The 25405-nt window shown below is 73.2% G+C and carries 21 protein-coding genes, 1 pseudogene and 1 riboswitch; of the genes and pseudogenes, 12 read left to right on the top strand and 10 right to left on the bottom strand.

The genetic code is table 11. The features are described from left to right. Positions 1 to 2: 2 nt before the first annotated feature. Positions 3 to 650 (top strand): hypothetical protein, encoded by a 648-nt coding sequence (locus tag ACTWM8_RS10835; RefSeq protein ID WP_446213693.1) that lies wholly within the window; start codon positions 3 to 5, stop codon positions 648 to 650. 60 nt (positions 651 to 710) lie between these two features. Further along, positions 711 to 1673, top strand: a complete 963-nt coding sequence (locus ACTWM8_RS10830) for a TAXI family TRAP transporter solute-binding subunit (protein WP_446213692.1) — start codon at positions 711 to 713, stop codon at positions 1671 to 1673. Between the two features lie 104 nt (positions 1674 to 1777). On the opposite strand, the pseudogene ACTWM8_RS10825 reads toward ACTWM8_RS10830, so the two are convergent. Together ACTWM8_RS10825 and ACTWM8_RS10820 are read right to left on the bottom strand one after the other, a co-directional pair. Further along, positions 1778 to 3246 (bottom strand): annotated as a pseudogene (locus tag ACTWM8_RS10825) (ATP-binding protein); the annotation flags it as partial. Positions 3247 to 3256: 10 nt separating this feature from the next. Then, positions 3257 to 3913, bottom strand: coding sequence for a response regulator transcription factor (locus ACTWM8_RS10820; protein ID WP_088962950.1), 657 nt, complete (start codon positions 3911 to 3913; stop codon positions 3257 to 3259). A 132-nt stretch (positions 3914 to 4045) separates the two neighbouring features. Between ACTWM8_RS10820 and ACTWM8_RS10815 the strand changes: the two genes are divergently transcribed. After that, positions 4046 to 4384, top strand: a complete 339-nt coding sequence (locus ACTWM8_RS10815; protein ID WP_446213691.1) for a DUF952 domain-containing protein — start codon at positions 4046 to 4048, stop codon at positions 4382 to 4384. Between the two features lie 58 nt (positions 4385 to 4442). Here ACTWM8_RS10815 and ACTWM8_RS10810 read toward each other — a convergent pair whose 3' ends face one another. From ACTWM8_RS10810 to ACTWM8_RS10800, 3 genes are all read right to left on the bottom strand, one after another. After that, complete coding sequence (locus tag ACTWM8_RS10810) at positions 4443 to 6200, bottom strand: CDP-glycerol glycerophosphotransferase family protein (protein WP_446213690.1); 1758 nt, start codon at positions 6198 to 6200, stop codon at positions 4443 to 4445. 220 nt (positions 6201 to 6420) lie between these two features. Further along, positions 6421 to 8505 carry a DUF6077 domain-containing protein gene (locus ACTWM8_RS10805; RefSeq protein ID WP_446213689.1) on the bottom strand — a complete coding sequence of 695 codons (2085 nt, stop codon included), beginning with the start codon at positions 8503 to 8505 and terminating at the stop codon, positions 6421 to 6423. A gap of 170 nt (positions 8506 to 8675) precedes the next feature. Then, positions 8676 to 9275: a TetR/AcrR family transcriptional regulator gene (locus ACTWM8_RS10800; RefSeq protein ID WP_446214520.1), complete on the bottom strand. Its 600-nt coding sequence runs from the start codon at positions 9273 to 9275 to the stop codon at positions 8676 to 8678. 216 nt (positions 9276 to 9491) lie between these two features. Between ACTWM8_RS10800 and ACTWM8_RS10795 the strand changes: the two genes are divergently transcribed. From ACTWM8_RS10795 to ACTWM8_RS10765, 7 genes are all read left to right on the top strand, one after another. Beyond that, entirely contained in the window at positions 9492 to 10385 is an 894-nt protein-coding gene (locus tag ACTWM8_RS10795) for an ABC transporter permease (protein WP_446213688.1), read from the top strand. Beyond that, entirely contained in the window at positions 10378 to 11196 is an 819-nt protein-coding gene (locus ACTWM8_RS10790; RefSeq protein ID WP_088962955.1) for an ABC transporter ATP-binding protein, read from the top strand. The genes ACTWM8_RS10795 and ACTWM8_RS10790 overlap by 8 nt, the downstream gene beginning before the upstream one ends. 113 nt (positions 11197 to 11309) lie before the next feature. Then, positions 11310 to 12821, top strand: coding sequence for a D-ribitol-5-phosphate cytidylyltransferase (locus ACTWM8_RS10785; RefSeq protein ID WP_446213687.1), 1512 nt, complete (start codon positions 11310 to 11312; stop codon positions 12819 to 12821). 27 nt (positions 12822 to 12848) lie between these two features. Then, positions 12849 to 14564, top strand: a complete 1716-nt coding sequence (locus tag ACTWM8_RS10780; RefSeq protein WP_446213686.1) for a CDP-glycerol glycerophosphotransferase family protein — start codon at positions 12849 to 12851, stop codon at positions 14562 to 14564. Between the two features lie 326 nt (positions 14565 to 14890). Continuing rightward, positions 14891 to 15325: an ester cyclase gene (locus tag ACTWM8_RS10775; RefSeq protein ID WP_446213685.1), complete on the top strand. Its 435-nt coding sequence runs from the start codon at positions 14891 to 14893 to the stop codon at positions 15323 to 15325. A gap of 214 nt (positions 15326 to 15539) precedes the next feature. After that, a complete protein-coding gene (locus ACTWM8_RS10770; protein WP_446213684.1) occupies positions 15540 to 16736 on the top strand; it encodes a helix-turn-helix domain-containing protein in 1197 nt (398 codons plus the stop codon). A 558-nt stretch (positions 16737 to 17294) separates the two neighbouring features. After that, positions 17295 to 17468 (top strand): hypothetical protein, encoded by a 174-nt coding sequence (locus ACTWM8_RS10765; RefSeq protein ID WP_446213683.1) that lies wholly within the window; start codon positions 17295 to 17297, stop codon positions 17466 to 17468. Positions 17469 to 17574: 106 nt separating this feature from the next. On the opposite strand, the gene ACTWM8_RS10760 is transcribed toward ACTWM8_RS10765, so the two are convergent. The 5 genes from ACTWM8_RS10760 to ACTWM8_RS10740 form a co-directional block, all read right to left on the bottom strand. Beyond that, a complete protein-coding gene (locus ACTWM8_RS10760) occupies positions 17575 to 18330 on the bottom strand; it encodes an alpha/beta fold hydrolase (RefSeq protein WP_446213682.1) in 756 nt (251 codons plus the stop codon). A gap of 106 nt (positions 18331 to 18436) precedes the next feature. Further along, complete coding sequence (locus ACTWM8_RS10755; RefSeq protein ID WP_446213681.1) at positions 18437 to 19267, bottom strand: C39 family peptidase; 831 nt, start codon at positions 19265 to 19267, stop codon at positions 18437 to 18439. A 223-nt stretch (positions 19268 to 19490) separates the two neighbouring features. Beyond that, positions 19491 to 19631: riboswitch (cyclic di-AMP (ydaO/yuaA leader) on the bottom strand. Between the two features lie 303 nt (positions 19632 to 19934). Next, complete coding sequence (locus ACTWM8_RS10750; protein WP_446213680.1) at positions 19935 to 20696, bottom strand: hypothetical protein; 762 nt, start codon at positions 20694 to 20696, stop codon at positions 19935 to 19937. A gap of 151 nt (positions 20697 to 20847) precedes the next feature. Further along, positions 20848 to 21255: a hypothetical protein gene (locus tag ACTWM8_RS10745; protein ID WP_446213679.1), complete on the bottom strand. Its 408-nt coding sequence runs from the start codon at positions 21253 to 21255 to the stop codon at positions 20848 to 20850. Positions 21256 to 21321: 66 nt separating this feature from the next. Then, positions 21322 to 22545: an acyltransferase family protein gene (locus ACTWM8_RS10740; RefSeq protein ID WP_446213678.1), complete on the bottom strand. Its 1224-nt coding sequence runs from the start codon at positions 22543 to 22545 to the stop codon at positions 21322 to 21324. Positions 22546 to 22847: 302 nt separating this feature from the next. Here ACTWM8_RS10740 and ACTWM8_RS10735 point away from each other — a divergent pair, with 302 nt between their 5' ends. Continuing rightward, on the top strand, positions 22848 to 24173 hold the full coding sequence (locus tag ACTWM8_RS10735; RefSeq protein ID WP_446213677.1) for a polysaccharide pyruvyl transferase family protein: 1326 nt from the start codon (positions 22848 to 22850) through the stop codon (positions 24171 to 24173). Between the two features lie 89 nt (positions 24174 to 24262). Further along, positions 24263 to 25402: a glycosyltransferase family 2 protein gene (locus ACTWM8_RS10730; RefSeq protein WP_446213676.1), complete on the top strand. Its 1140-nt coding sequence runs from the start codon at positions 24263 to 24265 to the stop codon at positions 25400 to 25402. Positions 25403 to 25405: the final 3 nt, after the last annotated feature.

Here is a 25405-nt window from a genome sequence, read left to right as displayed (position 1 = left end):
CGATGGCCCCGCAACCCACTGTGCTCGACCGGCCCCGCGTTCCGCCGCCCCCGCCGCCGATGGACTGGCTCACCCTTGGCGACGCGTTCGAGGTGACCTGCCTGGTCCGCTGCACACCCCCGCCGGCCGCCGAGCGCGGCCCGGTCGAGCCGTACCGGCCGGTGGAGTTCAACCGGGAGGACGCCGCGCTGCGGATGCGGCAACTGCTCAACCGGCTGGACGTGCCGGTGGAGCACGAGGTGGTCAGCGGTGGCCTGCGCCGCCGCTACGAGCTGCACCGGCTGCACGTGCCCCGGGAACACCGGGCGGCGTACGCGGAGCTGCGTGAGTCGGGCTGGCGGCGGGGCCGCCGTGAGCTGCTGGGCGGGCCGGCCCCCGGCGCGTCGACGGCCCGGGCGGCCTGGCGGTCCCGGCTGGCCGCGGCGGCCTGGCGGTCGGCGCTGCTGGCCGGCGGCCGGCACGTGCGCCGGCACATCCTGGGGATCCGGCTGACCGACCGGGAGTTGGCCGCCGTGCTGGTCCGGAGCGCCGCCCTGTTGGACGTGCCGGCCCTGCTCCGGCCGGGCGCCGGCTGCTTCGTGGTCAGCGTCGCCGACGGCCCGGACCGACTCCGGATCATGGACCGCGCGGCGCTCGCCCCGGCCCGCTGACCCGGTACGCCGACCGGGCGGGCTTGCGCCCGGGGCGGTGCGCGGCGCAGAGTGCTGCGCGTGAGCCGTTGCTGGTCTGTCCCCGGCCGGCGGCGCGCCGCCGCCCCGGCGGCGCTGCTGATGCTGCTCCTCGTGTCGACGGGCGGGCTGGGCGCCTGCCGCGATTCCCCGGCCGAGCCGGTGCCGATCCGGATCGCCACGGGCAGCCCGACGGCCGTGTACCACGCCTTCGGGCAGTCGCTGGCCGCCATCCTCAACCGGGAGCTGCCCGGGGTGCGGGCCAGCGTGGTGGTCACCGCCGCCTCCGCCGAGAACGTGCGGCTGGTCGGCGCGGGTGAGGCCGAACTCGGCTTCACCCAGGCCGACGTGCTGCCCACCGGGCCCGCCTCGCACCCGTCGGTGCTCGCGGTGGCCCGGGTCTACGACGACCTTTTGCACCTGGTCACCACCGCCGGCGGCCCGGTCCGGACGGTCGCCGACCTGCGCGGCCGGCGGGTGTCGGTGGGCGCGGCGGGCTCCGGCACCGAGGTCACCGCGACCCGGCTGCTGGAGGTGGCCCGACTCGGCGGCGACCGGGTCCAGCAGAAGCATCTCAACCTGGACGACTCGGTGGCCGCGCTGCGGGCCGGCGAGATCGACGCGTTCTTCTTCTCCGGCGGGCTGCCGGTGCGCGCCGTGCGCGAGCTGACGGCCGACTCGGCCACCCGGGTCGTCGACCTCGGCGAGTGGACCGAGCCGCTGCGCCGCAGCTACCGCGAGGTGTACGTGTCGCGGGACATCCCGCGCTCGGTGTACCACCTCGACCCGGTCACCACGGTGGCCAACCCGAACTACCTGATCGTCCGGGCGGACCTGCCGGAGTCGCTGGTGCGGGAGGTGACCCGGCTGCTGATGGAGCGCCGGGCCGAGCTGGCCGCGGCCCATCCGGCGGCCGGCCGGATGAGCCCCCGCTCGGCGATCGCCACCGCGCCGCTGCCGCTGCACCCGGGCGCAGCCGACTGGTACCGCTCCGTCAAGCCCTGACCGCTCAGGTCCCGGCCGGCGCCCCGTCGACGCCCACGTCTTCGGCCGGGTGCCCCGGGCCCGCCTGCTGCGGCACCGGGGCGTCCGCCGGGGTGGGCCCGGTGGCGGCCAACGCCGGTGGCGGGTCGACCGGACCCGGTGGTGGGTCGTCGGGTGCGGGGCCGTCGGGATCGGCCGGCACGCCCTCGGCGCCGCTGGTCGCGCCGTCCCAGGGGGCCGGGAACCACAGCTCCGCGACCAGGCCGCGCGGCTCCCCCGCCCGCATGGTCAGCCGCCCGTCGGAGGCGTCCACCAGCACCGCGACGATGGTCAGCCCGAGCCCAGCGCCGTCGATGTTCTGCGCGTCCGGCGCCCGCCAGAACCGCTCGGTGGCCTGGTCCAGCTGGCCTGGCGTCATGCCCGGCCCGGTGTCGCGTACCTCGAGGGCGGTGCCGCCGTCGGCGTACCGGACGGTGACGGTAACCTCTCCCCCGGCCCCGCTGAACTTCACCGCGTTGTCGATCAGCGCGTCGAGCGCCTGGTCGACGGCGGTGGGCACGGTCCGGGCGTACGCCGGGCCACGGGCGCGCAGCCGGAGGGCCACCGACCGGTGCCGGGCCAGCGGCTCCCACGCGGCGACCCGCGAGGCGGCGACCTCCGCCGCGTCCACGGTCACCCGCTGGTTCTCCTCCCGCTCCGCCCGGGCCAGCGTGAGCAGGGCGTCGAGGACCAGCGCCAGCCGGTCGGTCTCCTCCAGCGCGAGCCGGTGCTCGGCCCGGCCGTCCGGGTCGGTCAGGCTCGGGCCCAGCTCCTCCACCCGCAGTCGCAGCGCGGTCAGCGGGTTGCGGAGCTGGTGGCTGGCGTGGGCGACGAACGCGCGCTGCCGGTCCATCACGTCGGAGACCGCGTCGGCCATGTTGTTGAAGCTGGCCGCGAGGCGGCGCAGCTCGGGCGGGCCCAGCCGGTGCTGCACCCGCGCCCCCCGGTCGCCCTCGGCGATCTCGTGGGTCACCGCGTCCAGCTCGGTCACCGGGCGCAGCACCCAGCCGGCCAGCCCGAACGCGGTGGAGACGCAGGCCAGCACGGCGAGCAGGCCGATCCCGGCCAGCAGCAGCCACCAAACCGTCACCGTGCGCCGAACCTTGCCGGCCGGGGTGGCGGTCACCACCGCGCCGAGCACCTCGCCACCGTCGTTGATCGGCACCGCCACCACCAGCGGGCCGTCCACCCACGGCCAGACCGCCTCCGGCCCGCTGAACTGCTGGCCCGCCAGGGCCGTGTCGCGCGCCGTCTCGGCGTCCCGGCCGGTGCGCCAGTCGGGCGACACCACCACGGTACGGCCGTCCCGGTCGACCACCGCCGCGCCGATGCCGTACAGCTCCTCGTAGGCGGCCAGTTCGCCGCTGAGCGGTCCGGGCACGCCGCCGCGCAGCGCCGGCCCGGCCAGCGAGGCGAACCGGGTCGCGTCGGCGAGCCGGTCGGCGCGGACCCGGTCGGTCTCCCGGGAGGCGAGGGTGGCCGCCAGCGGGGTCTCCAACGCCAGCAGCACCAGCACCATCAGCAGCAGGTAGCTGATCACCAGTCGGCGACGCACCGGCCGCCCCTCACTCGCCGCGGAGCCGGTAGCCGACCCCGCGCACGGTCTCCACCAGGCGGGGCTCACCGAGCTTGCCGCGCAGCGAGCCCACGTGCACCTCGACGGTGTGCCGGTCGGCCCAGGTGGTGCCCCAGACGTCCAGCAGGATCCGGTCCCGGGGCACCGCGACGCCGGGCTGGCGGGCCAGCGAGAGCAGGATGTCGAACTCCTTGCGGGTCAGCGCCACCGGCCGCCCGGCGACGGTGACCGTACGGCCGGCGACGTCGATGCGCACGGCGCCGGCCTCGATCAGGTCCCGCTCCGGCACGGTGTGCGACGCGCGGCGCAGCACCGCCTCTATCCGGGCCTGGAGTTCCACCATCGAGAACGGCTTCACCACGTAGTCGTCGGCGCCCAGCCGCAGGCCGAGCACCCGGTCGCGTTCCTCACCCCGGGCGGTCACCGCGATGATGCCGAGCTGGCTGCTGCGCCGGCGCAGCTCCCGGCAGACCTCGGTGCCGTCCCCGTCGGGCAGGGTCAGGTCCAGCAGCACCAGGTCGCAGGGGGCGGCGGAGAGGGCCGCGGCGACGGTGGCGGCGTGCTCGACCTCGTACCCGCGCCGGGTCAGCGCCGAGGAGAGGGCGGCGGCCACCCGACGGTCGTCCTCGACCAGCAGGATGCGCACGGGTGGCCCCCATTCGTCGTACGGATGACGTGCGAATGGTGGCAGAAGAGCGCGGCGGGCGGGAGGCCCGGTCCGGCCACCGGACAGCTCGACCGGCCCCGGGGCGGGCGGAGCGGGCCGTACGCTGCCGTCATGATCTACAAACTGGTGACCCTCGACGAGTGGGCGCGGGCCGGGGTCGACGGGTACGTCCCCGCCTCGGCCCTGGACCGCCAGGACGGGTTCCTGCACCTGTCGGCGGCGGACCAGATCGTGGAGACCGCCCGGCGGCACTACGGCGGCGCCACCGGGCTGGCCCTGCTCACCGTCGACCCGAACCTGCTCGGCGACGACCTGCGCTGGGAGCCGTCCCGCGACGGCGCCCGGTTCCCGCACCTGTACGGCGCGCTGCCGCTGGCGGCGGTCACCGGCGTCGCGGAGCTGCCGGCGGACGTGCCCGCCGCCGAGGCGGTGGCCGACCTGCTGCGCTGAGCCGGCAGACGAGGAGGCCCGGGACGAGTCGTCGTCCCGGGCCTCCTGGTGCGCTGGGTCAGCGGCAGAGCCGCCCGATCTCCTCCTGGAATCGGTCCATCGGGTTCGCCTCGGCCGGGCCGAGCAGGTAGGTCTTCAGCTCGCGCCGGGCCTCGGTCATCGGGTCGTCGCCGGTCCGGGTGAGCACGAGGATCTTCTCCAGCTCGCCGCAGTCGACCGAGAGCAGGTACGCCGCCCGCGAGGTCGGGAACTCCCGCCGGAACTCGTCCTCGGGCAGCCCGCTCGGGTTGGCGACCACGTACGGCCGCTGGCTCTGCACGAAGTCGGAGACCACGCTGGACACGTCGCTGATCAGCAGGTCGGTCTGGTTGAAGCAGTCGAACAGCGCCGGGACGCGGCCGGTGACCACCCGGTGGCCGGGGCCGTCCAGCGAGGTGGCGTCGACGTCGCCGCCGGCCGCCCGGACCAGCGACACGATCCGCTCGTGCGCGGCCTTGGCCTCCTTGGAGCGGGAGCCGGTCAGCGGGTGCGGCTTGTAGATCAGGCGGACGGCGGGCGAGGTGGCCAGCAGTCCCTTGACGATCCGCTCGCCCATCAGCACCACCGAGGTGTGGTACGGGTCGTCGTCCAGCCAACCCTCCCAGGTGGGGGCGTAGAGGACGGTGAACGGCCGGTCCTCGGCGGGCGCGCCGAAGGTGTGCACGCCGGCGAGCTGCGGGCGTCCGATCTCGACGATGTCCTCGTCGCGTACGCCGACAGCGGCCCGGGCGTAGCGCTCCCGTCCGGCGAGGCCGGCGACCCACACCTCGTCGTACACCTTGCTGTAGGGGTTGACGCTGGCCTGCTTGTCGCTGTCGCCGTGCCCGACGAAGACGTGCTTCATGCCCGGCTCGCGGAGCATGTGGATGTTCGCGCCGACGTTCGCGGCGTAGAGCGCGGCGCGGACGGTGCCCAGTTCGAGGTTCATGAAGTCGACCCCGGCCGGTACGCAGACCACCGGCAGCCGGGTGTCGGCCAGCTCGAGGAAGGCCTCCCTGCTGCGCAAGAGCACGATGCCGCGCTGGTTCAGTGCCTCGGTCGGGGCCAGCCACATGTTGGCCTGGTAGACGTCCTTGGCGGGGCCGGCGAAGTAGAGCGCCACCTCGGGCCGGTAGCTGTCCAGCCAGCGCTGGAGCACCGGCAGCACCGGGCTCGCGCCGGTGCCCCGGCCGCGCAGCCAGGTCAGCGCGATGATCGCGCCGACCGCCGCGGCGACGACGACGGCCACCGCGCCGACGACCAGGACCGGGGTGACGTCCTCCTGGACCGCGGCCACCACGGCGGCCGGGATCAGCAGCACGTTCACCACCGCCAGCGGGACGCCGGCGAGGTCGGACGCCCACTGCGGCGGGCGCGGCGCGGACCGGATCGGGCCCAGCTCGATGTTGCGGACCAGCGCGGAGATCGGGTTGCGACGGTCGATCATCGTGTTGAGCGCGCCGGAGAAGACCGCGATCACCCACACCGCGGCCGGCAGGATCAGCAGCCAGGTCACCTCGATCGCGGTCAGCCGGACGGTCGCGGCGACCAGCAGCACGGTGGCCAGGTCGCGGCTGAGCTGCCGGTAGCCCCGGTTGAGGCCGACCTTCTCCAACAGGAGGTCCGTCGCCGGCGACCACCGGGAGAGGGCGAACTCACCGACGACGGCGGCCAGCCCGGCCACGGCGAAGACGGGCACCCAGCCGAGGGCGCCCGCGACGAGCATGACCAGGTAGGACAGCACCAGCAGCGCGCCACGGGCGGCGACGCCGATGCGTTCCATTAACGTGCCGAACAACGGTTACGCTCCCTATGAGATCGATGACGGGCGTTGCCCGTGTCGTCGACGTCACGCCGCGACGTGGGTGGTATTTCCCGCGCCGTGTCCGGTTCGACCCGGCTACGGGTGACTGCGACCTTAACGCGAGTGGATGCCCCGGCGTCGCTCGGGTGTCGGGCACGATCATCGTCGCCGCGACACGGGCCGGCGCGCCGCCGGGGCGTGGGTGTCGGACCGCTCAGCCGGCCGGTCGGTAGCAGGTCATCGCCCCCGGCCCCTTGCGCGCGGCGAACTCCTGGAAGCCGAGGTCGACCACGGTGTCGCGGGCGTACCGGTTGCCGTTGTAGACGCAGATGGTGCCCACGCCGACCCGCCGCACCGCCGTGGCCACCTCGTCCTTCGGGGGCTGGATCCGGCCGTCGGCGAACCGGGCGAGCAGCAGCCGGTCCTTGGCGAAGTCCGAGTTGAGGTCGTACTCGACCAGGTAGAAGTCGCGCGGCAGGACCACCCGGACCTCGCTGGAGACGATGAGCGAGGTCCGCATGATCACCGACGGGGCGAGCACAACGCCGTCCGGCCGATCCTGGTCCTTGATCCAGAACGCGATCTTCTGCCGCTGCTGGGGCAGCTTCCAGGTGGGCCGCTCGTGCGTCTGCACCCAGCTCTCCGGTGACCACATCGGAGTGGCCCACATCGCGAAGCAGGCGACCATCGCCGCCGCGAGCACGCCCCCGACCGCGCCGCGCAGCAGCGGCGTGGGTGACGGGACGTCGACCGTGCAGAGCAGGCCGATCAGCGCCGGCAGGGCGAGCAGCCAGGGCACCCGCCAGAGCACCACGGAGATGCCGCTGAGGTCGCCCAGCACCTCCAGCACGCCGGGGATCAGCAGCACGCTCATCGTCAGGGTGGCGCCGGCGGCCAGCAGCGCCGGGGTGCGGCGCCGGGCCAGCAGCGGGCCGCACCAGAGCGCCAGCCCACTGATCACGCCGACGATCCCCACCAGCAGCGTCCGCCGGTAGGTGTACTCGGCGTCGAAGAAGGCGTCGTCCGCGCCGGTCGCGGTCATCCCGCCGAGCACCAGCCGGGACACCACGATCGCCCCGACCGGGTACGCGACGGCGGCCACCCCGCCGATCAGGGCGTCCTTCCAGCGGCCGACCAGCAGCATGGCCAGCCCCGCGGCGCCGACCAGCATCGGCAGGATGATCGCGGAGGTGGTGGTCAGGCCGGCGGCGGTCACCGACAGCGCGAAGACCAGCAGCAGCGACCGGCGCGAGCGGGTGTCGAACCACTCGGTCAGGTAGAGCCACATCAGCGGGATGACCGCCGAGACGAACATGCCCTTGCCCTCGTAGAGCCGGGGCAGGTGGAAGGTGCCCAGCGCGGCGTCCGCCCCGGCCACCAGGTAGAGATAGGCGACGGCGACGCTGAAGGCCAGCACCGGGCGGCGGGGCGCCCACCGGTGGACCAGCCGCCAGAGCGCCAGGATGGCCAGCACGGCCAGCGCCGGCAGCAGCACGTACCAGGTCGCCGAGGCGCCGTGGATGCCGAGCACCCGGCCGAGCGCGCCGGCGAACACCTCGATGGAGGGGGTCGGCGGCTGCGAACCCATCGCCGGGGCGACGTTCTCGGTGAAGAGGAAGTCGTTGAGCGGCACGATGTCGCGCTCGGCCACCCAGACCGACTTGCCGACGTAGTAGACGTCGTCGGGGGTGTTGCGCGCGATGAACAGCGAGGAGATCGCCACCCCGACCGAGACGAGCAGCGCGTACGCCGACTGGAGCGCGGTCGGCGCGGGTGCCGCCGGCTCGGGCGCGGGCCCGGCCAGCCAGGCCCGCCGGGTCAGCAGCATCACGCCGACGGCCGCGACGATCCCGGCGGCGGCCGGCACCCACCAGGAGATGCCGTCCCCGGCCGGCGTGCCGGCCAGGCCGGCGGTGATCGCCGCCACGGCGGCGGCCGCCACGATCGGCAGCACCCAGCGGCGCGGGTGAGCGGCGGGGGCCGGGCTCGGCGCCGCCGGCGTCGACGCGGTGACCGCGCCGCTGCGCCGCCAGGCGCGCACCCCCGCCCAGCCGGCCAGCAGCACGCCGGACGCCACCCAGATCAGGAAGGTCACCGACGGGCGGAGGCTGAACAGGAACGCGGCGTGGTAGAGCACGGTCCAGAGCGCGAAGCCGACCACGCCCGCGTCGGTGACGGCGGCGGGCGCCGCCGCGATCAGCGCGGACAGCCGGCGCCGACCAGGCGCCTGCGGGCTCTCGGGGGACGCGTCCGCGGGAGCGGAACGCTCCTCGACGGCAACGTGGTCGGCGTTCGACACGGGTCGTCCTTGTCGTTGTGTGGGCGATGTGCGCGACAGGCATGCGGCGGGCGGCGCCACGGGGGCGGCCCGGCTCCGGTCCGGGTTGCAGAGTAGCCGGAACCACCTTTTCGTGATGTCCGGCAGGTGGCGCGGCGGTGACGCGTCGGGACTCACCGGTGTTTCCCGGGTCAGCCGGACACCGGCGCCTCGCGCTGGCGGGGCAGCGCCGGTTCGGCGCCGAGGCCGGCCGCGACCGCTTCGGCGAGGGTGTCGAGGTAGGTGTCGGTGAGCGGGGTGCGGGCGATGGCGAGCCGCCAGTAGAGCGGCCCCACGATCAGGTCGACCGCGGCGTCCGGGTCGGTGCCGGCCGGCAGCTCGCCGCGCTCGATCGCCCGGCCGATGAGCTGGCCGCCGATCTCCTGCTGCTTGCCCCGGAGCACCTGCTGCAGGGTCTGGTCGATGGTCGGGTTGCGGGCCGCCTCGGCGAGCAGGTCGGGGATGATCTGCGAGGCCAGCGGGTGGCTCAGCGCGTGCGCCACCACCTGGAACAGCAGCGCCAGGTCGCCGCGGAGGGTGCCGGTGTCCAGCGCGGGCAGCTTGTTGCCGGCGGCGGCGACCACGGTTTCCAGGACCAGTTCGAGCTTGGAACTCCACCGGCGGTAGATGGCCGTCTTGCTGACCCCGGCCCGGCGGGCGACCGCCTCGATCGAGAGCCGGCCGTAGCCGACCGCGGCGAGCTCCTGCATCAGCGCGCGCCGGATAGCCTTCGTGATGTCGCCCCGGAGCACCGCGGCGCCGGCCGGCGTACGCCTCTTTTCGCTGGTCATCGGGGACCCTCCGCAGCTGTCACGTGGGCCAATGTACCGCAACGACGGTACGGTTGCGTCCCGACGTGTTTTGGACTACCGTCCACGCAGCGACGAGGCGGCCTCCGCGAACAGCTCCCTCGTAAGATTCCATCGTCGCGCGCATCCCGTTGGCACGAAAGATCGGAGCGCCCTTCCATGGCCGACACCGCGCTGGTCGACCCCGAAACGGGCCTGACCCAGGCGCAGCTGGCCGCCCGGCACGGACTACGGGTCGCCGGTGAGCGCCCCTCCCTGGCCGAATACAGCCGCCGGCTGTGGTCCTACCGGCACTTCATCGCCGCGTACGCCAACGCCAAGCTCGTCGCCTCGTACAGCAACGCCAAGCTGGGTCAGGTCTGGCAGGTGCTGACCCCGCTCACCAACGCCCTGGTCTACTACCTGATCTTCGGGATCGTGCTCGCCCAGAACGAGATCCCGAACTTCATCGCGTACCTGACCACCGGGTTGTTCATCTTCAACTTCACCCAGAGCGCGGTGCTGGCCGGCACCCAGTCGATCAGCGGCAACCTGGGGCTGATCCGGGCGCTGCACTTCCCCCGGGCCAGCCTGCCGCTGGCCGCCACGCTCACCCAGTTTCAGCAGCTGCTGGCCTCGATGATCGTGCTGGTCGGGATCGTGCTGGTGACCGGCGAGCCGATCACCCTCAAGTGGCTGATGGTGGTGCCGGCGCTGCTGCTCCAGGCGGTCTTCAACGCCGGCATCGTGATGGTGGTCGCCCGGATGGGCGCCAAGGCCAGCGACCTGAAGCAGGTCATGCCCTTCATCCTGCGCACCTGGATGTACGGCTCCGGCGTCCTCTACAGCGTCAGCCTCTTCGAGCGGCTGCCGGGCTGGGCGACGACCGTGGTCCAGTTCAACCCGATGCTGGTCTACATCGAGCTGGCCCGCTACTCCCTGCTCGAGCAGGCTCCACTGCTCAACGAGTCGCTGGCCCAGCTCTGGCTGGTCGGCGCGGCGTGGGCGGTGCTGGCGGGTGTCGGGGGCTTCATCTACTTCTGGCGCGGCGAACAGGAGTACGGCCGTGGTTGACCACTTCGAGGCGTCCAACGACGCCACCGTCACGCTGCCCCGGCTGACGGAGCGGATCCCCACCGTGGTGGTGGACGACGCGCATGTGATCTACCGGGTGCACAAGGGCGCCGGTGGGGGCAGTTCGCCGGTGGCCGCGCTGCGGCGGCTGGTGAAGCGGTCCTCCGCTCCGAACATCCAGGAGGTGCACGCGGTCAAGGGAGTCTCCTTCACCGCGTACCGGGGCGAGGCGATCGGGCTGATCGGCAGCAACGGCTCCGGCAAGTCCACCCTGCTGCGCACCATCGCCGGCCTGCTGCCGGTGAACCGGGGCGCGGTCTACACCCAGGGCCAGCCCTCGCTGCTCGGCGTGAACGCCGCCCTGCTCAACGACCTGTCGGGTGAGCGGAACGTCACGCTCGGCTGCCTGGCCATGGGCATGCACCCGGACGATGTGGCCCGGATGGCCCCGGAGATCATCGAGTTCTCCGGGATCAACCAGCGGGGCGACTTCGCCAGCCTGCCGATGCGGACGTACTCCTCCGGCATGGCGGCCCGGCTGCGCTTCTCCATCGCGGCCGCCAAGAAGCACGACGTGCTGCTGATCGACGAGGCGCTCGCCACCGGCGACAAGGGCTTCCGCAAGCGCAGCGAGCAGCGGGTCCGCGAGCTGCGGGAGGGCGCCGGCACGGTGTTCCTGGTGAGCCACCAGCTCTCCTCGATCCGGGACACCTGCGAACGGACGATCTGGCTGGAATCGGGCGTGCTGCGGATGGACGGACCGACCGACGAGGTCATCCGGGCATACGAGGCGTTCTCGAACGGTAAGTAACATCCCGGACCGCGTCGCCCCGTTGGGGCGGCGCGGTCCGCGCGTTAAGGTTCAACCCGTCGCCACTCGGGCGCAATCTTTCGTTCAGGCATTCCTGGAAGTGAGGATCGGCAATGACGCAGGACCACACCACTGGCCCGGACGCCACACCGGAGACCCCGGCGCCGTGGCGGCCCTCGCGGACGGTGGCGGTGGTGCTGGCCGGTGGCACCGGGACCCGGCTCGGCCTGGGCATCCCGAAGCAGCTGCTGAAGATCGCCGGTAAGCCGATCATCGAGCACACCCTGGCCGTCTTCGAGGCCGCGGCGGAGATCGACGAGATCATCGTGCTGATGGCCACCGGCCACGTCGCCGACGCCCAGCAGATCGTCGACAAGGCCGGCTTCCGCAAGGTCAGCAAGGTGATCGAGGGCGGCGACACCCGCAACGCCACCACCCGGATCGCCCTGGACGCGGTCGGCGAGGGTGACGTCAACATCCTCTTCCACGACGCGGTCCGGCCGCTGGTCAGCGCCCGCATCGTGCGCGAGTGCGTGAACGCGCTGTGGACCTACTCCGCCGTCGACGTGGCGATCCCCTCGGCCGACACGATCATCCAGGTCGACGAGAACGAGTGCATCACCGACATCCCGGTCCGCGCCACGCTGCGCCGCGGCCAGACCCCGCAGGCGTTCCGCTCCGGCACCATCCGGGAGGCGTACCGGCGGGCCGAGGGCGACCCGAACTTCGCCGCCACCGACGACTGCGGCGTGGTGCTGCGCTACCTGCCCGGCACGCCGATCAAGGTGATCGACGGCTCGGACGAGAACATCAAGGTCACCCACCCGGTCGACGTGCACCTGGCGGACAAGCTCTTCCAGCTCGCCGCCGCCCAGGCGCCCCGGCTGACCGACCACCGCAGCTACACCGAGGAGCTGACCGGCCGCACGATCGTCATCTTCGGCGGCAGCTACGGCATCGGCCACGACCTGGCCGAGCTGGCCCGCCGCTATGGCGCCCAGGTCTTCCCGTTCAGCCGCTCCTCCACCGGCACCCACGTCGAGCGCGCCGAGGACGTCGAGGCCGCGCTGAAGACCGCCTTCGAGGCCACCGGCCGGATCGACCACGTGGTGGTCACCGCCGGCATCCTGGAGAAGGGCTCGCTGACCGACATGGACCAGGAGACGATGGACCGGGTGCTCCAGGTCAACTTCGTCGGCCCGGTCATCGCCGCCCGGCAGTCGCTGCCGTACCTCCAGCAGACCAAGGGTCAGCTGCTGCTCTACACGTCCAGCTCCTACACCCGGGGCCGGGCCCAGTACGCCCTCTACTCCGCCACCAAGGCGGCCCTGGTCAACCTGACCCAGGCGCTGGCCGACGAGTGGGCCGAGTTCGGCGTACGGGTCAACTGCATCAACCCGGAGCGCACCGCCACCCCGATGCGTACCAAGGCCTTCGGCGAGGAGCCCGAGCACACCCTGCTCGCCGCCGAGACCGTGGCCCAGTCCTCGCTGGACGTGCTGATCTCCGACCTGACCGGCCAGGTGATCGACGTACGCCGGGCGCCGGGCGAGCCGGCCCCGGTGCCGGCGCAGCCCACCGCCGCCGACCAGGACCGGCTGGCCAGCGGCGTCGACGCCGGCTGACCCGCGACCCGGAGGCGAGTGGGCGACATGCGTGGTGACCTGGTCAGGAAACTGATCGCGCGGTGCCTGACCATCGGTCTGGCCGTGATCGCGTTCCTGGTGGTGGCGCTGACCGGCGCCACCGGCTGGGGTCTGGCGCTGGCGGTGGCCGCGCTCGTCGCGGCCGCGGCGGAGCGCCGGGTCCGGCCGGGCGCCGACATCAGCGCCGAGTCGGTGCTGCTCGCCGCCGGGATCCTGGTCGGGTACGCCCGCCGGCTCGACGGCGGCTTCGACCCGGCGCTGGTGCTCACCGCGCTGGCGCTGCTCGGCCTGGTGCTGCTGGTAGGGCCGCTGCGCGACGCCGGCAACCTGGAGATCCGGGCGGCGAACCTGCCGGTGCGCACCTGGACCCCGCTGGTCGCCGCGCGACTCGGCGGCGCGCTGCTGGCCCTGCTGGGGGTGGTGGCGGTGTGCGCCGCGCTCGCCCTGCCCGCCGTCGTCGCGCTGGCCGCCAGCCTGCTGGTGGCCGGCGCGTGCGCGGTGGTCGGGCTCGACCTGGCCCGCCGGCGGTTCCGGCCGGCGCCGGGCGGCGGGCCGGTCGCCCGGGCGCTGCGGGCGCACCAGCCGGAGTTCCTGCTCTACTTCTCCGCTCCCCCCGGCTCCGAGTACCAGGTCACCATGTGGCTGCCGTACCTGGAGCGGCTCGGCCGGCCGTTCCTGGTGCTGCTGCGGGAGCCGGAGTTCCTGTCGACCGTCGCCGCCGCGACGAGCGCCCCCGTCGTCTACTGCCCGACGCTCAAGGCGATGGACGAGGCGCTGGTGCCGAGCCTGCGGGTGGCGTTCTACGTCAACCACGGCGCGAAGAACAGCCACTGCATCCGGTTCTCCCAGCTCACCCACGTGCAGCTGCACCACGGCGACAGCGACAAGGCGCCGAGCGCCAACCCGGTGTCGGCGATCTTCGACCGGATCTTCGTGGCCGGTCCGGCCGCCGTCGAGCGGTACGCCCGCGCCGGGGTGGAGATCCCGGCGGAGAAGTTCGTCGTGGTCGGCCGCCCGCAGGTCGAGGCGATCGAGGTACGCACCGAGCCGGTCACCGGCCGTGCGCACCCGACCGTGCTCTACACCCCGACCTGGACGGGGCACCACGCCGACGCCAACTACTGCTCGCTGCCGGTGGCCGAGACGCTGCTGCGCCGGCTGCTGGACCGGGGGGCGACGGTGATTCTGCGGGCCCACCCGTACACCTCGCAGAACCCGGCCTCGGCCCGGCAGCTGGCCCGGCTGACCGAGCTGCTGGCGGCCGACCGCAACCGCACCGGCCGGCAGCACCTCTGGGGCCCCGCGGCGAGCCGGGAGCTGTCCCTGGTCGACTGCGTCAACCGGGCGGACGCGCTGGTCTCCGACGTCTCCGGGGTGATCTCCGACTTCCTCTACTCCGGCAAGCCGTACGCGGTGACCGACATGGGGGTGGACGGCGACGACTTCGTGGCGCGGTTCCCCCTCGCCGGCTCGGGTTACGTGCTGCGGCGGGACATGTCCAACGTGGACGACGTGCTGACCGGGCTGCTGGACACCGATCCGCTGGCCTCGGCCCGGTGGGAGACCCGCCGCCGCTACCTCGGCGACTTCCCCGCCGACTCGTACGCCGACGGCTTCCTCGACGCCGCCCGGCGCGAGCTGGAGCCGGGCTGGGAGCCCCCGTCGCCCCGCGCCGCCGACGCGGTGGCGCAGGTGGCGTCACCCCTCTCCCCCACCGCCTGAACGTCGGCCCGGGGCGGGTTCCACCGGCCCTGGCGGGCAAGATCCGGAACATGCGCGCAATGATCAAGCGCATCATTGGGGAGCCGTCGGGCATAACTCCTGGTAGGGCGACGGGTGGTCCAGTAGGCGCTACACCCTTCCGCAACCGTGTGCCCGTCGAGCAGCCGAGCGAGCAGCCAAACCGGCGAGCGCGGGCGGACGATCATGGGCCTCGTAGCCGGCCGACGTCGCCGCCTTGATCGGTGCGGAATAAGCGATATGCGACGGCTGGTCGGCGGTGCCCAGGCAGGATGTACCGAGGGCGTGCGGTTGTCAGCTGGAGGTGCGTGATCGACAGGGAAGCCCTCAAAAGGTTGGATGATGCCCGGCTCGCGGCGTGGGACACCCACAGTCTCGATGCCTTCGTTGACCTGCTTGCCGATGATTTCGTGCTTCGCGACACCACGATGGGCGCGCCAATCACTACCAAGGAGGGCGCGCGTGAATACGTGCAGGCATGGCTGACCGCGTTGCCGGACATGCGGATTCGCCGTACGAGCCTCTTCGTGGACGATGATGATGCTGCGGTCGCCGCCGAGGTGGAGTTCACCGGAACCCACACCGGTCCCATGGCGGTGGGTTCGACGCAGGTGCCGCCCACCGGCAAGACGGTGGTTGGGCGGGGGGCGTACTTCGCTCGGGTAGAGGATGGAAGGTTCGTGGAGCTCAGCATCCACCCCGACTTGGCGGGCATCATGGCGCAGCTCGGCCTGATGCCCTGACACTGGCGCGAAGGCGGCACCGCAGGCGCTGACATCCGCAGTTGACATCAACGGAGCCGGCCGTCGGCGGGATGTCCGGGCGGATCAAGGCGGCGTTGGTCGACCGTCCTGCCGGTTGACATCGATGCGCGACGTGGAGGGGTACGGTCGAGAGCGATGGCTCGCTGGGGGGCGGCCGGCGAGTCAGCTTGGACCTTCAGCTGGGAGCGGCGCCATGGCCTCATTCGTCGAACCGCGCTTCGGCGTAGCTCTGCGTGAGTTCCGAGAGCGACGTGGTCTGTCGCTTCGATCTCTTGGGCAGCTCGCCCATCGGAGTAAGAGCCATCTGCACGAGTTGGAGACGGGGCTCAAGGCTCCGACCGTCGACACTGCGCGCCACCTGGACCGGATCCTCGACGCGGGAGGCGTGCTCGCTGGCTTGATCGATGCGCCCATAGACCATGCTGCCGAGGCCGGTGAGCTCCGGGCGAGGGTTATCGCCAGCGATGTCAGTAAGGACGTGCTCGGCCGTATCGAGCAGGGCGTTGATGACCTTGCCAGCGCCTATCCGACAATGGCCCCAGCTGATCTCCTGCCTCTGGTGCGACGGCACCTGGCCTACGTCGGGCGGCTACTGGACGGTCGTGTCACGCTTGCTCAGCAACGACGGCTGTTGGTTGCTGGCGGGTGGTTGGCGGTGCTGCGGGCCACCGTTCACATCGACCTGCGGCAGCGGTCCGCGGCGGCTGCCCATCTGCGGGCCGCTCATGACCTCGCCGAGCATGCCGAGCACGCCGAGATCCGGGCTTGGTGTCTGGAGACCCGCGCCTGGGACGTGCTGACTCAGGGCGACTGCCGGACGGCACTCGACCTTTCCCGCCAGGCCCAGCGGGTCGCTCCGAAGGGTAGCTCCGCCTACATTCAGGCAACTGCCCAGGAGGCGCGTGCGTGGGCGCGGATGGGTGACGTTGGTGCGACGCGGCGCGCGTTGGATCGGGTGGAGCGACTGGCGGCGAATCTGCCGGTTCCTGAGCGCGCGGAGCACCACTATCGCTATGACCCGGCCAAGGCTGCCGCGTACACGGCTACGACGTTGTCGTGGGCGGGGGACCCTGGTGCCGAGCAGGTTGCGCGAGCCGTGCTGGCGGAGCTGGACCCAGCCGGCGATGGGGGAGCGCGGCCCCGCCGGTCCGCGTCAGCTCGTCTTGACCTGGGCCTTGCCTTGGTCGCCGCTGGGCAGCCAGACGAGGCGGTAGCTCTCGGGGCGAAGGCCGTGACGTCCGGACGGGTGGTGCCGTCGAACTGGTGGCGGGCCACGGAGCTGCTGGCCAAGGTGGAGCAGGCGAGAGTGCCGGAGGCCACGACGTTGCGCGACCTGTGCATCGAGTTCGCCCCCGGGCGTCGGCCATCAGCGGACAGCACATCCGGTTAGCGGACAGTCACCTTCTGGATCGACGATGTTTGTGGCGTGACGCTGTTCCTCACTGCCCCGGGGTGCGGAACAGGGCACATCAGCCGCTGCCTATCCGCGCCCTGCAAAGAAGAGGGGACGGATTCGTGACGTTGATTGTCGGGCTTCTACGACGGATCGTCAGCCGGCTTTTCCCGTCGCCACCGGCGCTCCCCCGCGTCGGACAGCGCATTGAGGCACGGGAGCAGGAAGCTGCCCGGCGGCGGCTCTTGGATCAGGCGCGAGGCACGGCGCAGCAGCCCTCGACCGTAGAAGATGGGTCGCTCAACTATCACCCGGCGCCGCCGTCTGCGGAGCGCGGCAAGTGAGCGCCCACGGGCCAGTGCTGCCGATCTGGAGCTGCGGCGGCTGTGGCGCACCCTGGCCATGCACTACCCGACGCCAGGAGCTGCGAGCAGAGTTCGAGGATGCTCCGGTGTCCCTGTCTCTCTACATGGGGGCGCAACTCGTTCGTGCCACCGCCGATCTGACCTGGGCACCCGCCGGCACGCTGTATCGGCGCTTTCTCGGCTGGATGCGGTGAGCATCCTGCGTCCCGGCGACGAGAAGTTCCACTACAGCGACGGCTCCCACCGGTGGATCCCGCCGGACCCCGCCTACGACCAGGAGATCTGGGACGAGCAGGTCCGCCAGCACAAGCAGAGCCACCTGAGGAACGAGCGCCCGAAGGTGCGCCTGCGGCGGCTGGTCTGATGCCGCTGCAAGGTCCGGTGTAGACGGCGTGCTCGAACGTCCAGGTCGGCAGGTGGTTCCGAGCCGCATGCGACCGACGGCGGCGACGCCCGCGGTCCGCAACCGGTCACAGGTACGGGTCGAGCAGGGCCAGCACCGCCGCCGGGTCCTCCACGTGCGCGTTGTGGCCGAGGCCGGGCAGGGTCGCCACTGGCACGCCCAGCTCGGCGAGCTGCGCGCCGCTGACCATCGGGTCGTGCTCACCCCGGGCCAGCAGCACCGGGACGTCGGTGGCGGCCAGCAGGGCCGGCAGCTGCGGCTCGCCCACCGCGAAGGCGGCCGGGTCCATGGCCAGCCGCCAGCGGCCGTCCTCGGCACGAAGCCCCGCGTCGACCACCGGGTGGTGCGGCGCGAAGAGCCCGCCGAGGCCGGCCACCTTCAGGTAGCGGCGGGCCGCCTGGTCCCGGGTGGCGAACCAGGTCACCGGGCGCTCCGCCAGCTCACGCGCCCGGGTCAGCTCGGCGGGCGACCAGACCGCCTTGATGCCCAGCCCGACCACCGCGTCCACCGGGAGCCCGGCGTCGCGGGCGGCCAGCGCCAGCGCGACCACCCCGCCGAGGGAGTGGCCGAGGACGACCAGCCGGTCAGCCGGGCGGGCCCCCTCGGCCACCGGGCCGAGCCCCGCCGCGACCTGCTTCGCGAACCCGGCGAAGGAGTACCCGGGCAGCGGCGGCGAGAAGCCGTGGCCGGCCAGGTCCGGCGCCAGCCAGCGGCCCGGCCAGCGGTGTTCCAACAGCGGCGCCCAGGGCAGCCACACGTCGCCGGTGGCGCCCATCCCGTGCAGCAGCAACAGCAGCCGGCGGGTACCCGAGTCGTCGGTCATGGGCCGCAGTGTGCCACCGCCCGGTTCCGGCGCGCGAGACCCGCGCCAACGGCGACGGGCACCGGCCCCCCAGGGGAGCCGGTGCCCGGACGCGCGACGGTGTGGATCAGGCGGAGTAGCCGCGGGTGGCGATCCAGTTCGCCAGGTCGATGGTGCTCATCCAGTACGACGGCAGGCTCGGGTTCGCCGAGTCGGCGATCCGGACCGTCCGGCCGTCGTTCTTGTAGCCGACCACCGCGATGTAGTGGCCGCCCGGGAAGGAGTGCCAGCCGCCGTCGGTGTCGGTGGCGGTGCCGGCGATGTTCGCCACGACGCCCCGGCCGTCGGTGATCGCCGCGACCACGTCGGCCTGGAGCCGGTCGATCTGCGCCGAGCTGGGGGTGCCCTGGAACATCCGGGTCCGGTACGGGTCGCCCTTGACGATCTGGTTCAGGACCCGGGTGGTGTCCAGCGCGGAGTTGGTGCCCATCTCGGTGGTGCCGAGCGGGCCCTCCAGCTCGTACTGGGTCCGCTCGATGCCGGTCGCGCTGAGCGCGTTGCGCACCGCCGCCGGACCGCAGTTGTAGTAGGTGGTCTGCGCCTGGTAGTCGTAGCGGAGGACCTTGGTCGACGGCGGCTTGGGGGCCGCCTTGCGGGTCAGGTCCGGGTCCGCCTTGGCCTTGGTGGCGCTGGCCGACGGCGAGGGGCTGGGTGACGGCTTGCCGGACGGGGTGGCGACGCGGCCCTGGCCGCGGGTCGCGACGTCGTCCAGCCGGGGCGCCACCTCGGCGACGGCGGCCGAGGTCTGCTGGCGGGCGGGCGCCTCGTCGGCGAGCAGGGTGCTGGCGCCGGAGACGAGCACGAGGGCGGCGGCCGAGCCGGCGACCAGCTGGTACGACCGCTCGGTGGCCAGGCGTCGCAGCTGCCGCTTCAGGGTGTGCTTCACGTTTTCCTCCACGGTACGAGGGCGGGAGCGGCGTGCCGGATCGGCGCGTGACGGGACGTCACCCGCGGGTGTCAAAGCCGGTGTGCGAGGCCGCTCGGCGGGGGTGCGCCCGGTCGGTGTCCGGGCGGCGGGGTGGGGCCGGTATCAGCGCGCGAGGGCGCGGCGGACCGGCGCGAACACCCCGGTACCGAGGTGGAGAGCAAGCCGAGGGATGCGAGAGAACAGCAAAAGCTGGAACTCCTTCCGACACCGCCTACCGGGTTAGCTGACGGATTCGGGCGGGAAGAGCGCCCTACCACGGGCCGTGGCCCGCGGATTCACCCCGGACGTGCATGGGTCCCCGGTTCGTGAAATCACGATTGAGCGGGTCGGCGCGGCGTCGCCTCTTGCGATCGGAAACCGCACCGGACCCGGGCGACATTACTGGTCGGTCACGTGTCAGCCAAGCGCTCCCAGCTGCGTAAACATGATCAGGGCGACAAATTAGCCGCACACTTCGGCACTGACGTCACTCAATGGGACAGGCGGTTGTTCCGGGACCGTCGGGCGACAACCGGACAGCACGGCGGCAAACCCTGCCGATCGTCGCGATCGATATCACCGACTGTGACCGGATGACCGGTTTCCCGATTGCGGTGACGCGGCTCACGGAAATACGCGTAACAGTTCGGTCAAGTCCTCAGCCCACCCGGGCCGGCCGCCACCGTGCCGCGAGCGCCGTCCGCGCCGTCGCCGTCGCCGTCCGCTGGGCGGGCAGCCGTACCGGACGCAGCCGCTCCGCCGCCGCGTACGCCTCAACGGCGAGCGCGCGGGCCGCCTCGGCGGCCAGTTCGGCGTCCCGCCACGCCGACCGCTCCCGCCCGGCCGCCGCCCGGTACGCGTCCCGCCGGCCGTCGCGTACCGCCCGGGCCAGCAGCACCTCCTGCTCGACGGGGTGCCGCCGGGGGTCCCAACCGTCCCGGTGCGCGAAGACGTCCCGCAGCCGCTCCACCGGCAGCTCGCCGCGCCAGTGGGCCGCCACCGCCGCCTGGTGCAGCCAGCGCTCCCGGCCCGCGTACTCGGCCGGCGTACGCGGGGTACGCGGGGCGGGCAGCGCGGCGGCGCCGGTGAACCGGCGGGCGGCGGTCTCCGCCTCGTCGTACGCCGTCCAGGCCCGGTCCACCTCCTCCTGGGCGGTCAACCAGGCATCCCGCCACCGGCGCGCGGTCTGGGCGGCGCCCGCCGCCGCGACGGCGACCTCCTCGGCGTACCGGCGCAGGTCCGCCAGCTCGGTCGCGGGGTCGGCCGGGGACGGGTCGACGACCGGCTCGTCGGGGGCCGGGTCCCGCTCGGGGCGGGCGACCAGCACGGTGAGCACGGTCAGGGCGAGCACGAGCAGGGCCGACCAGATGGCGGCGGCGGTCGGGACCTCGACGAGGAACTGGTAGAGGACGGTGTTCACGGTGGGCACCTCCCGGAAGCGGGATGCGGAAAGAGGAGTCCCACACCGGCCCGGGGGCGACGGGGCGAGGCCGGGGCGGCGCCGCGTGCCGGGGGGCGGGTGCGGTGGTGAGGTTCTCGAAGGCGCGGTCGCGGGTGGCCCCGCGTGGCGGTCAGCCGACCGGCGGGGCCCGGGGACCGGTCGCGCCGGCGGCCAGCCCGGTCAGGGGCAGCGACGGCGCGGTGACCGGATGGGCCGGCCTGCCGACCGGGCCGACCGAGGTGACCGGATCGAGCGGAGCGGCGGCCGGGGCGACGAATGCGCGGCCGGTGCTCTGGGCATCCCCGGCGGCGAGCGTCACGGCGGGGATGGCGGCCGCGCGGACGGCGGACCCGTCGGGCACCGCCAGATCGGCGAGGACCGGGGCGGCGGCCGGGCTCGGGGCGGCGGAGAGCGGGCCGGCATCCGGCGCGGCCGGACCGCCGAGGGAGAGCGCGACCGCCAGGGCGAGGCCGGTCAGCAGCCGGGAACTCCAGCGCGCCACCCACCACAGAGGACTGGTGAGCGCGACCGGAAGCACGGCACCACGCTACGCCGATGCCGGGGTGATCGCAGCGTCGCCGGGCGTGTCGTCGCGGCGCTCACGTCAGTGGGGGTCGCGCGGGCCTGCGTACTCGATGGGTCGGCCGGCCGGCGTGCCGTCGGCGGCCGCCCGCGGTGCCGGCGTGGGCTGCGATGCCGGCGCGACCGGAGCGTCCAGGGTGGACGGATCGGGCGTCGGGGCGGGGCGGGGCCGGCGACGGGGGGCCAGGCGGCGCATCATCGGCGTCTCGACCCAGCGGTGCAGCAGGGCGGCCAGCACCAGGTTCACCGCCAGGAAGCCGAGCACCGCCAGCGGTCCCCACCAGCCGGGCAGCCCGACGCCGAGGTGGCCGGTGGCCCGCAGCACGGTGACCATCACCAGCACGTGCACCAGGTAGAAGGCGAACGAAACCTCACCGAGCCAGACCAGCCGGCGGTGCCGCCAGGGCGAGGGCAGACCGCGCACGTCGGCGTCCGCCGCGGCGGTGATGACCAGGATGTACGCCACCGAGAGGATCGCCGCCCAGAGCTCGGCGGGGATCCACTGCGCCGCCACCGCCCAGGTGACCACGAAGACGAGGCTGGCCAGCGGCAGGCCGGGCCCCCGCCAGCGGCCCCGCCGCATCAGCTCGGCCGCCGCCACGCCCAGCCAGAACTCCAGCGAGCGGACCACCGGGAAGATCTGGGTGAACCACCAGGTGCTCTCCTCCGGCACCAGCGCCTGCCCGGGCCAGAGGGCCACGATCAGCAGCGGCACCGCCGCCACCACCGCCCAGAGCAGGCCGGCGCGGGCCCGGCGCAGCGCCGGCAGCACCAGCGGCAGGCAGAGGTAGAAGAACAGCTCGCAGGAGAGCGACCAGCTCACCGTGTTGATGGCGTAGAAGTAGCCGGGCGTCGGGTCCCAGGCCTGCACGAGCAGGAGGCTCTCCAGCGCGGCGCGGGGCACGATGGTGTCGGCGAACCACCACATCACCAGCAGGGCCGCCACCCAGGTCAGCAGGTGGTTCGGGTAGATCTTGGCGAGCCGTCGCCGCCAGAAGTCGCGCCGCCGGTCCCCGTCGCGGGCCGACCAGACCAGCACGAACCCGCTGAGGATGAAGAAGAACTGCACCCCGGACAGGCCCAGGGTGAACACCCCGCCGACGACCGCCTGGTAGTCCGGTTCGCCGACGATCCGCATGGTGCCCACGTGGTAGCCGAAGACCAGCATCGCGGCCACCCAGCGCAGCCCGGTCAGCGAGGGCAGCCGGCTCGCCGTGGCAGTCGGTGCGCCCACCGCGCTCGTCATGCCGGGCACCCCGCCGTCGCCACGCTCACCCGCACGTACCTCTCCTCCCCCGGCCGCTCGCCGCCGCGACCGCGGCCCGGCGCCGGACGGCGGCACCGGTCGTGCCACCGTCCGGGCACCCTACCGGCTGGTGGGGCCGCCACGACCGGGCCGGGGACGCGGACCCACCGGGAGATGTACGCGGGCTGCAGATTGCCCTAATATTCCCCGGACCCGCAGCCGACGTCGTGCCCGGCGGCGGGCCGGCCGGCGTCCTCCCTCCGGGCCGCCCCGGCACGCGTGAACCACGAAATGGAGCGGCGATGCACCAGCGGATCCTGATGCGGGCGAAGAAGGGCCCGTTCGACGTCCGCTCCGCCGAGGAGGCCTTCGAGGGCGACTGGATCGGGGTCAACAACGGCAACCTCGTCTTCAGCCACGCCGCCCACAAACTGCTCAGCACGACGACCGCCGAGATCACGCCGACCGAGTTCAAGGTCAACCCGCGCGACGCCGACGAGATCAACGAGAAGTACGACGTCTACGTCATCCCGCTGGCCAACGCCTTCCGGCGCAGCTACGCGCACCGTATCGAGCTGATGACCCGGCTGGTCGAGCGGCTGAAGATCCCGGTGGTCGTGCTCGGGGTCGGGGTGCAGACCGACGTCAGCGGCGACCGGGAGTACCTGCGCCCGATCGACGACGTGGTCAGCCGGTTCGTCCGGGCCGTGCTCGAGCGCTCGCCCAGCATCGGCGTACGCGGCGAGATCACCGAGAGCTACCTGCGCACCCTGGGCTTCTCGGCGGTCGACGTGATCGGCTGCCCGTCGATGTTCCTGCACGGCGACCGGCTGACGGTGGAGAAGACCACGCCGACGCTGGAGCGGGACGCCCGGGTGGCGCTGACCGTCTCCCCGTACGTCAAGTCGATGGCGAAGATCATCGCCGCGCACCACGGGCGCTACCCGAACCTGCGCTACCTGCCGCAGGACCTCACCACCCTCGGCACGCTGCTCTACGGCGACGCCCCGGAGGACCGGGGCAGGACCAGCCCGATCCCCGTGCACACCTCCCACCCGCTCTTCGTCGAGGACAAGGTGCGGATGTTCCTGGACCCGTGGACCTGGATGGACTACCTCTCCGGGTTCGACTTCGCCTTCGGCACCCGCATCCACGGCACCATCACCGCGCTGGTCGCCGGAACCCCCAGCTACCTCTTCGCGCACGACTCGCGCACGCTGGAGCTGGCCCGGTACTTCGACATCCCGCACCGGACGATGAAGGAGGTGCCCGCCGACATCGACGCCGCGCAGCTCTACGCCGAGGCGGACTACACCGCCCTGCACGCCGGCCACCGGGCCCGCTACGAGCGGATGGCGGCGTTCCTCGCCGCGCACCGGCTCGGCAACGCCTTCGACGACGGGGACGCCACCACCCGCTTCGACGAGCGGGTACGCGCCACCAGCTTCCCGCCGGCCGTCCGCCCGGCCACCGCGACCTCCCCGGAGGCCCTGCTGGAGCGGATCCAGTGGCTGCGGGACCGCAACACGACGCTGGACGGCCAGGTGCGGACGCTGGAGGAGCAGCGGCTGCGGGCCCGGGTCAGGCGGGCGGTCGGCGCACCGGTACGGCGCATCCTGAGTCGTTAACCCGCCGCTCGGCCGCTGTTCAGTAACTCCATCTTTACCGGATACGTCAGGTTCCGGGGCCGTCCACCCGGGTGCACCAGGGTGGCGGCGTGGTCAACGAGCCGACGCGCGCCACCCCACTGCTGAGCATCGTCGTGCCGGTCCACGGGGTGGAGGCGTACCTGTACCAGTGCCTCGAGTCGATCCGGGCGGACGTCCCGGCCGGCGAGCGGGGCGCGGTCGAGCTGGTCGCCGTCGACGACGCCTCCCCGGACCGGTGCGGCGACATGCTGCGCTCGTACGGCGCCGGCCGGTCCGAGGTCCGCACCGTGCACCTGAGCAGCAACGTCGGTCTGGGCCTGGCCCGCAACGCCGGGCTGGAGGTGGCGACCGGCGACTACGTCTGGTTCGTCGACAGCGACGACTGGCTGCCGCCGGGCACCATCCCCGCGGTGCTGGACCGGCTGCGCGCGCACCGCCCCGACGTGCTGCTGGTGGACCACGTGCGGGTGCACGACGGCGGGCGGCGCGAGCTGGACGCCAGCAGTCCGCTGCTGCGCGGGGTGCCCGACGTGGTTCGCCTGGCCGACCAGCCGCAGCTGCTGCGGGTGCAGCACACTGCCTGGAACAAGGTGGTCCGCCGCGCGTTCATGGACGAGTTGGAGCTGCGCTTCCACCCCGGCTGGTACGAGGACATCCCGTTCAGCCACCCGCTGCTGATCGGCGCGGAGAAGATCTCGGTGCTGGACCGGGTCTGCTACCTGTACCGGCAGGGCCGGCAGGGCGCGATCACCTCCACCCGCAGCGGCCGGCACTTCGACGCCTTCGACCAGTACGACCGGCTGCTGGACTGGGTCGGGCGGCGGTACCCGGACGAGCGGCTGCGAGCCGAGCTGTTCGGGCTGATGGTCAACCACATGCTGGTGGTGGTCGGCAACGACGACCGGCTGCACCCGCACCTGCGCCGGGACTTCTTCCACCGGGTGGCCGCCCAGTACCGTCGCCACCTGCCGGCGGGCGGCTACCCCCGCCCCGGCGGGGTGGTCGGGCTCAAGCACCGGCTGGTGGGCCGGGACAACTACCTCGCGTACGCGGCGCTGCGCCAGGCCCACCGGCTGGCCGGTCGGCTGCGCCGGCCCGCCGCGCCCCCGGCCGGCGCCGTCGCGTCGGCGGGTGTGGACCGGGTCGCCGCCGACCCGGCGGAGCGGGCCGAGGCGACCGACGCGCTGGCCGGTCACGGCACGCCGTGACGG

Source organism: Micromonospora sp. IBSANI012, assembly GCF_052814045.1.
The sequence above is the reverse complement of the archived record's forward strand: the minus strand, read 5'-3'. Positions and strand labels throughout refer to the sequence as shown.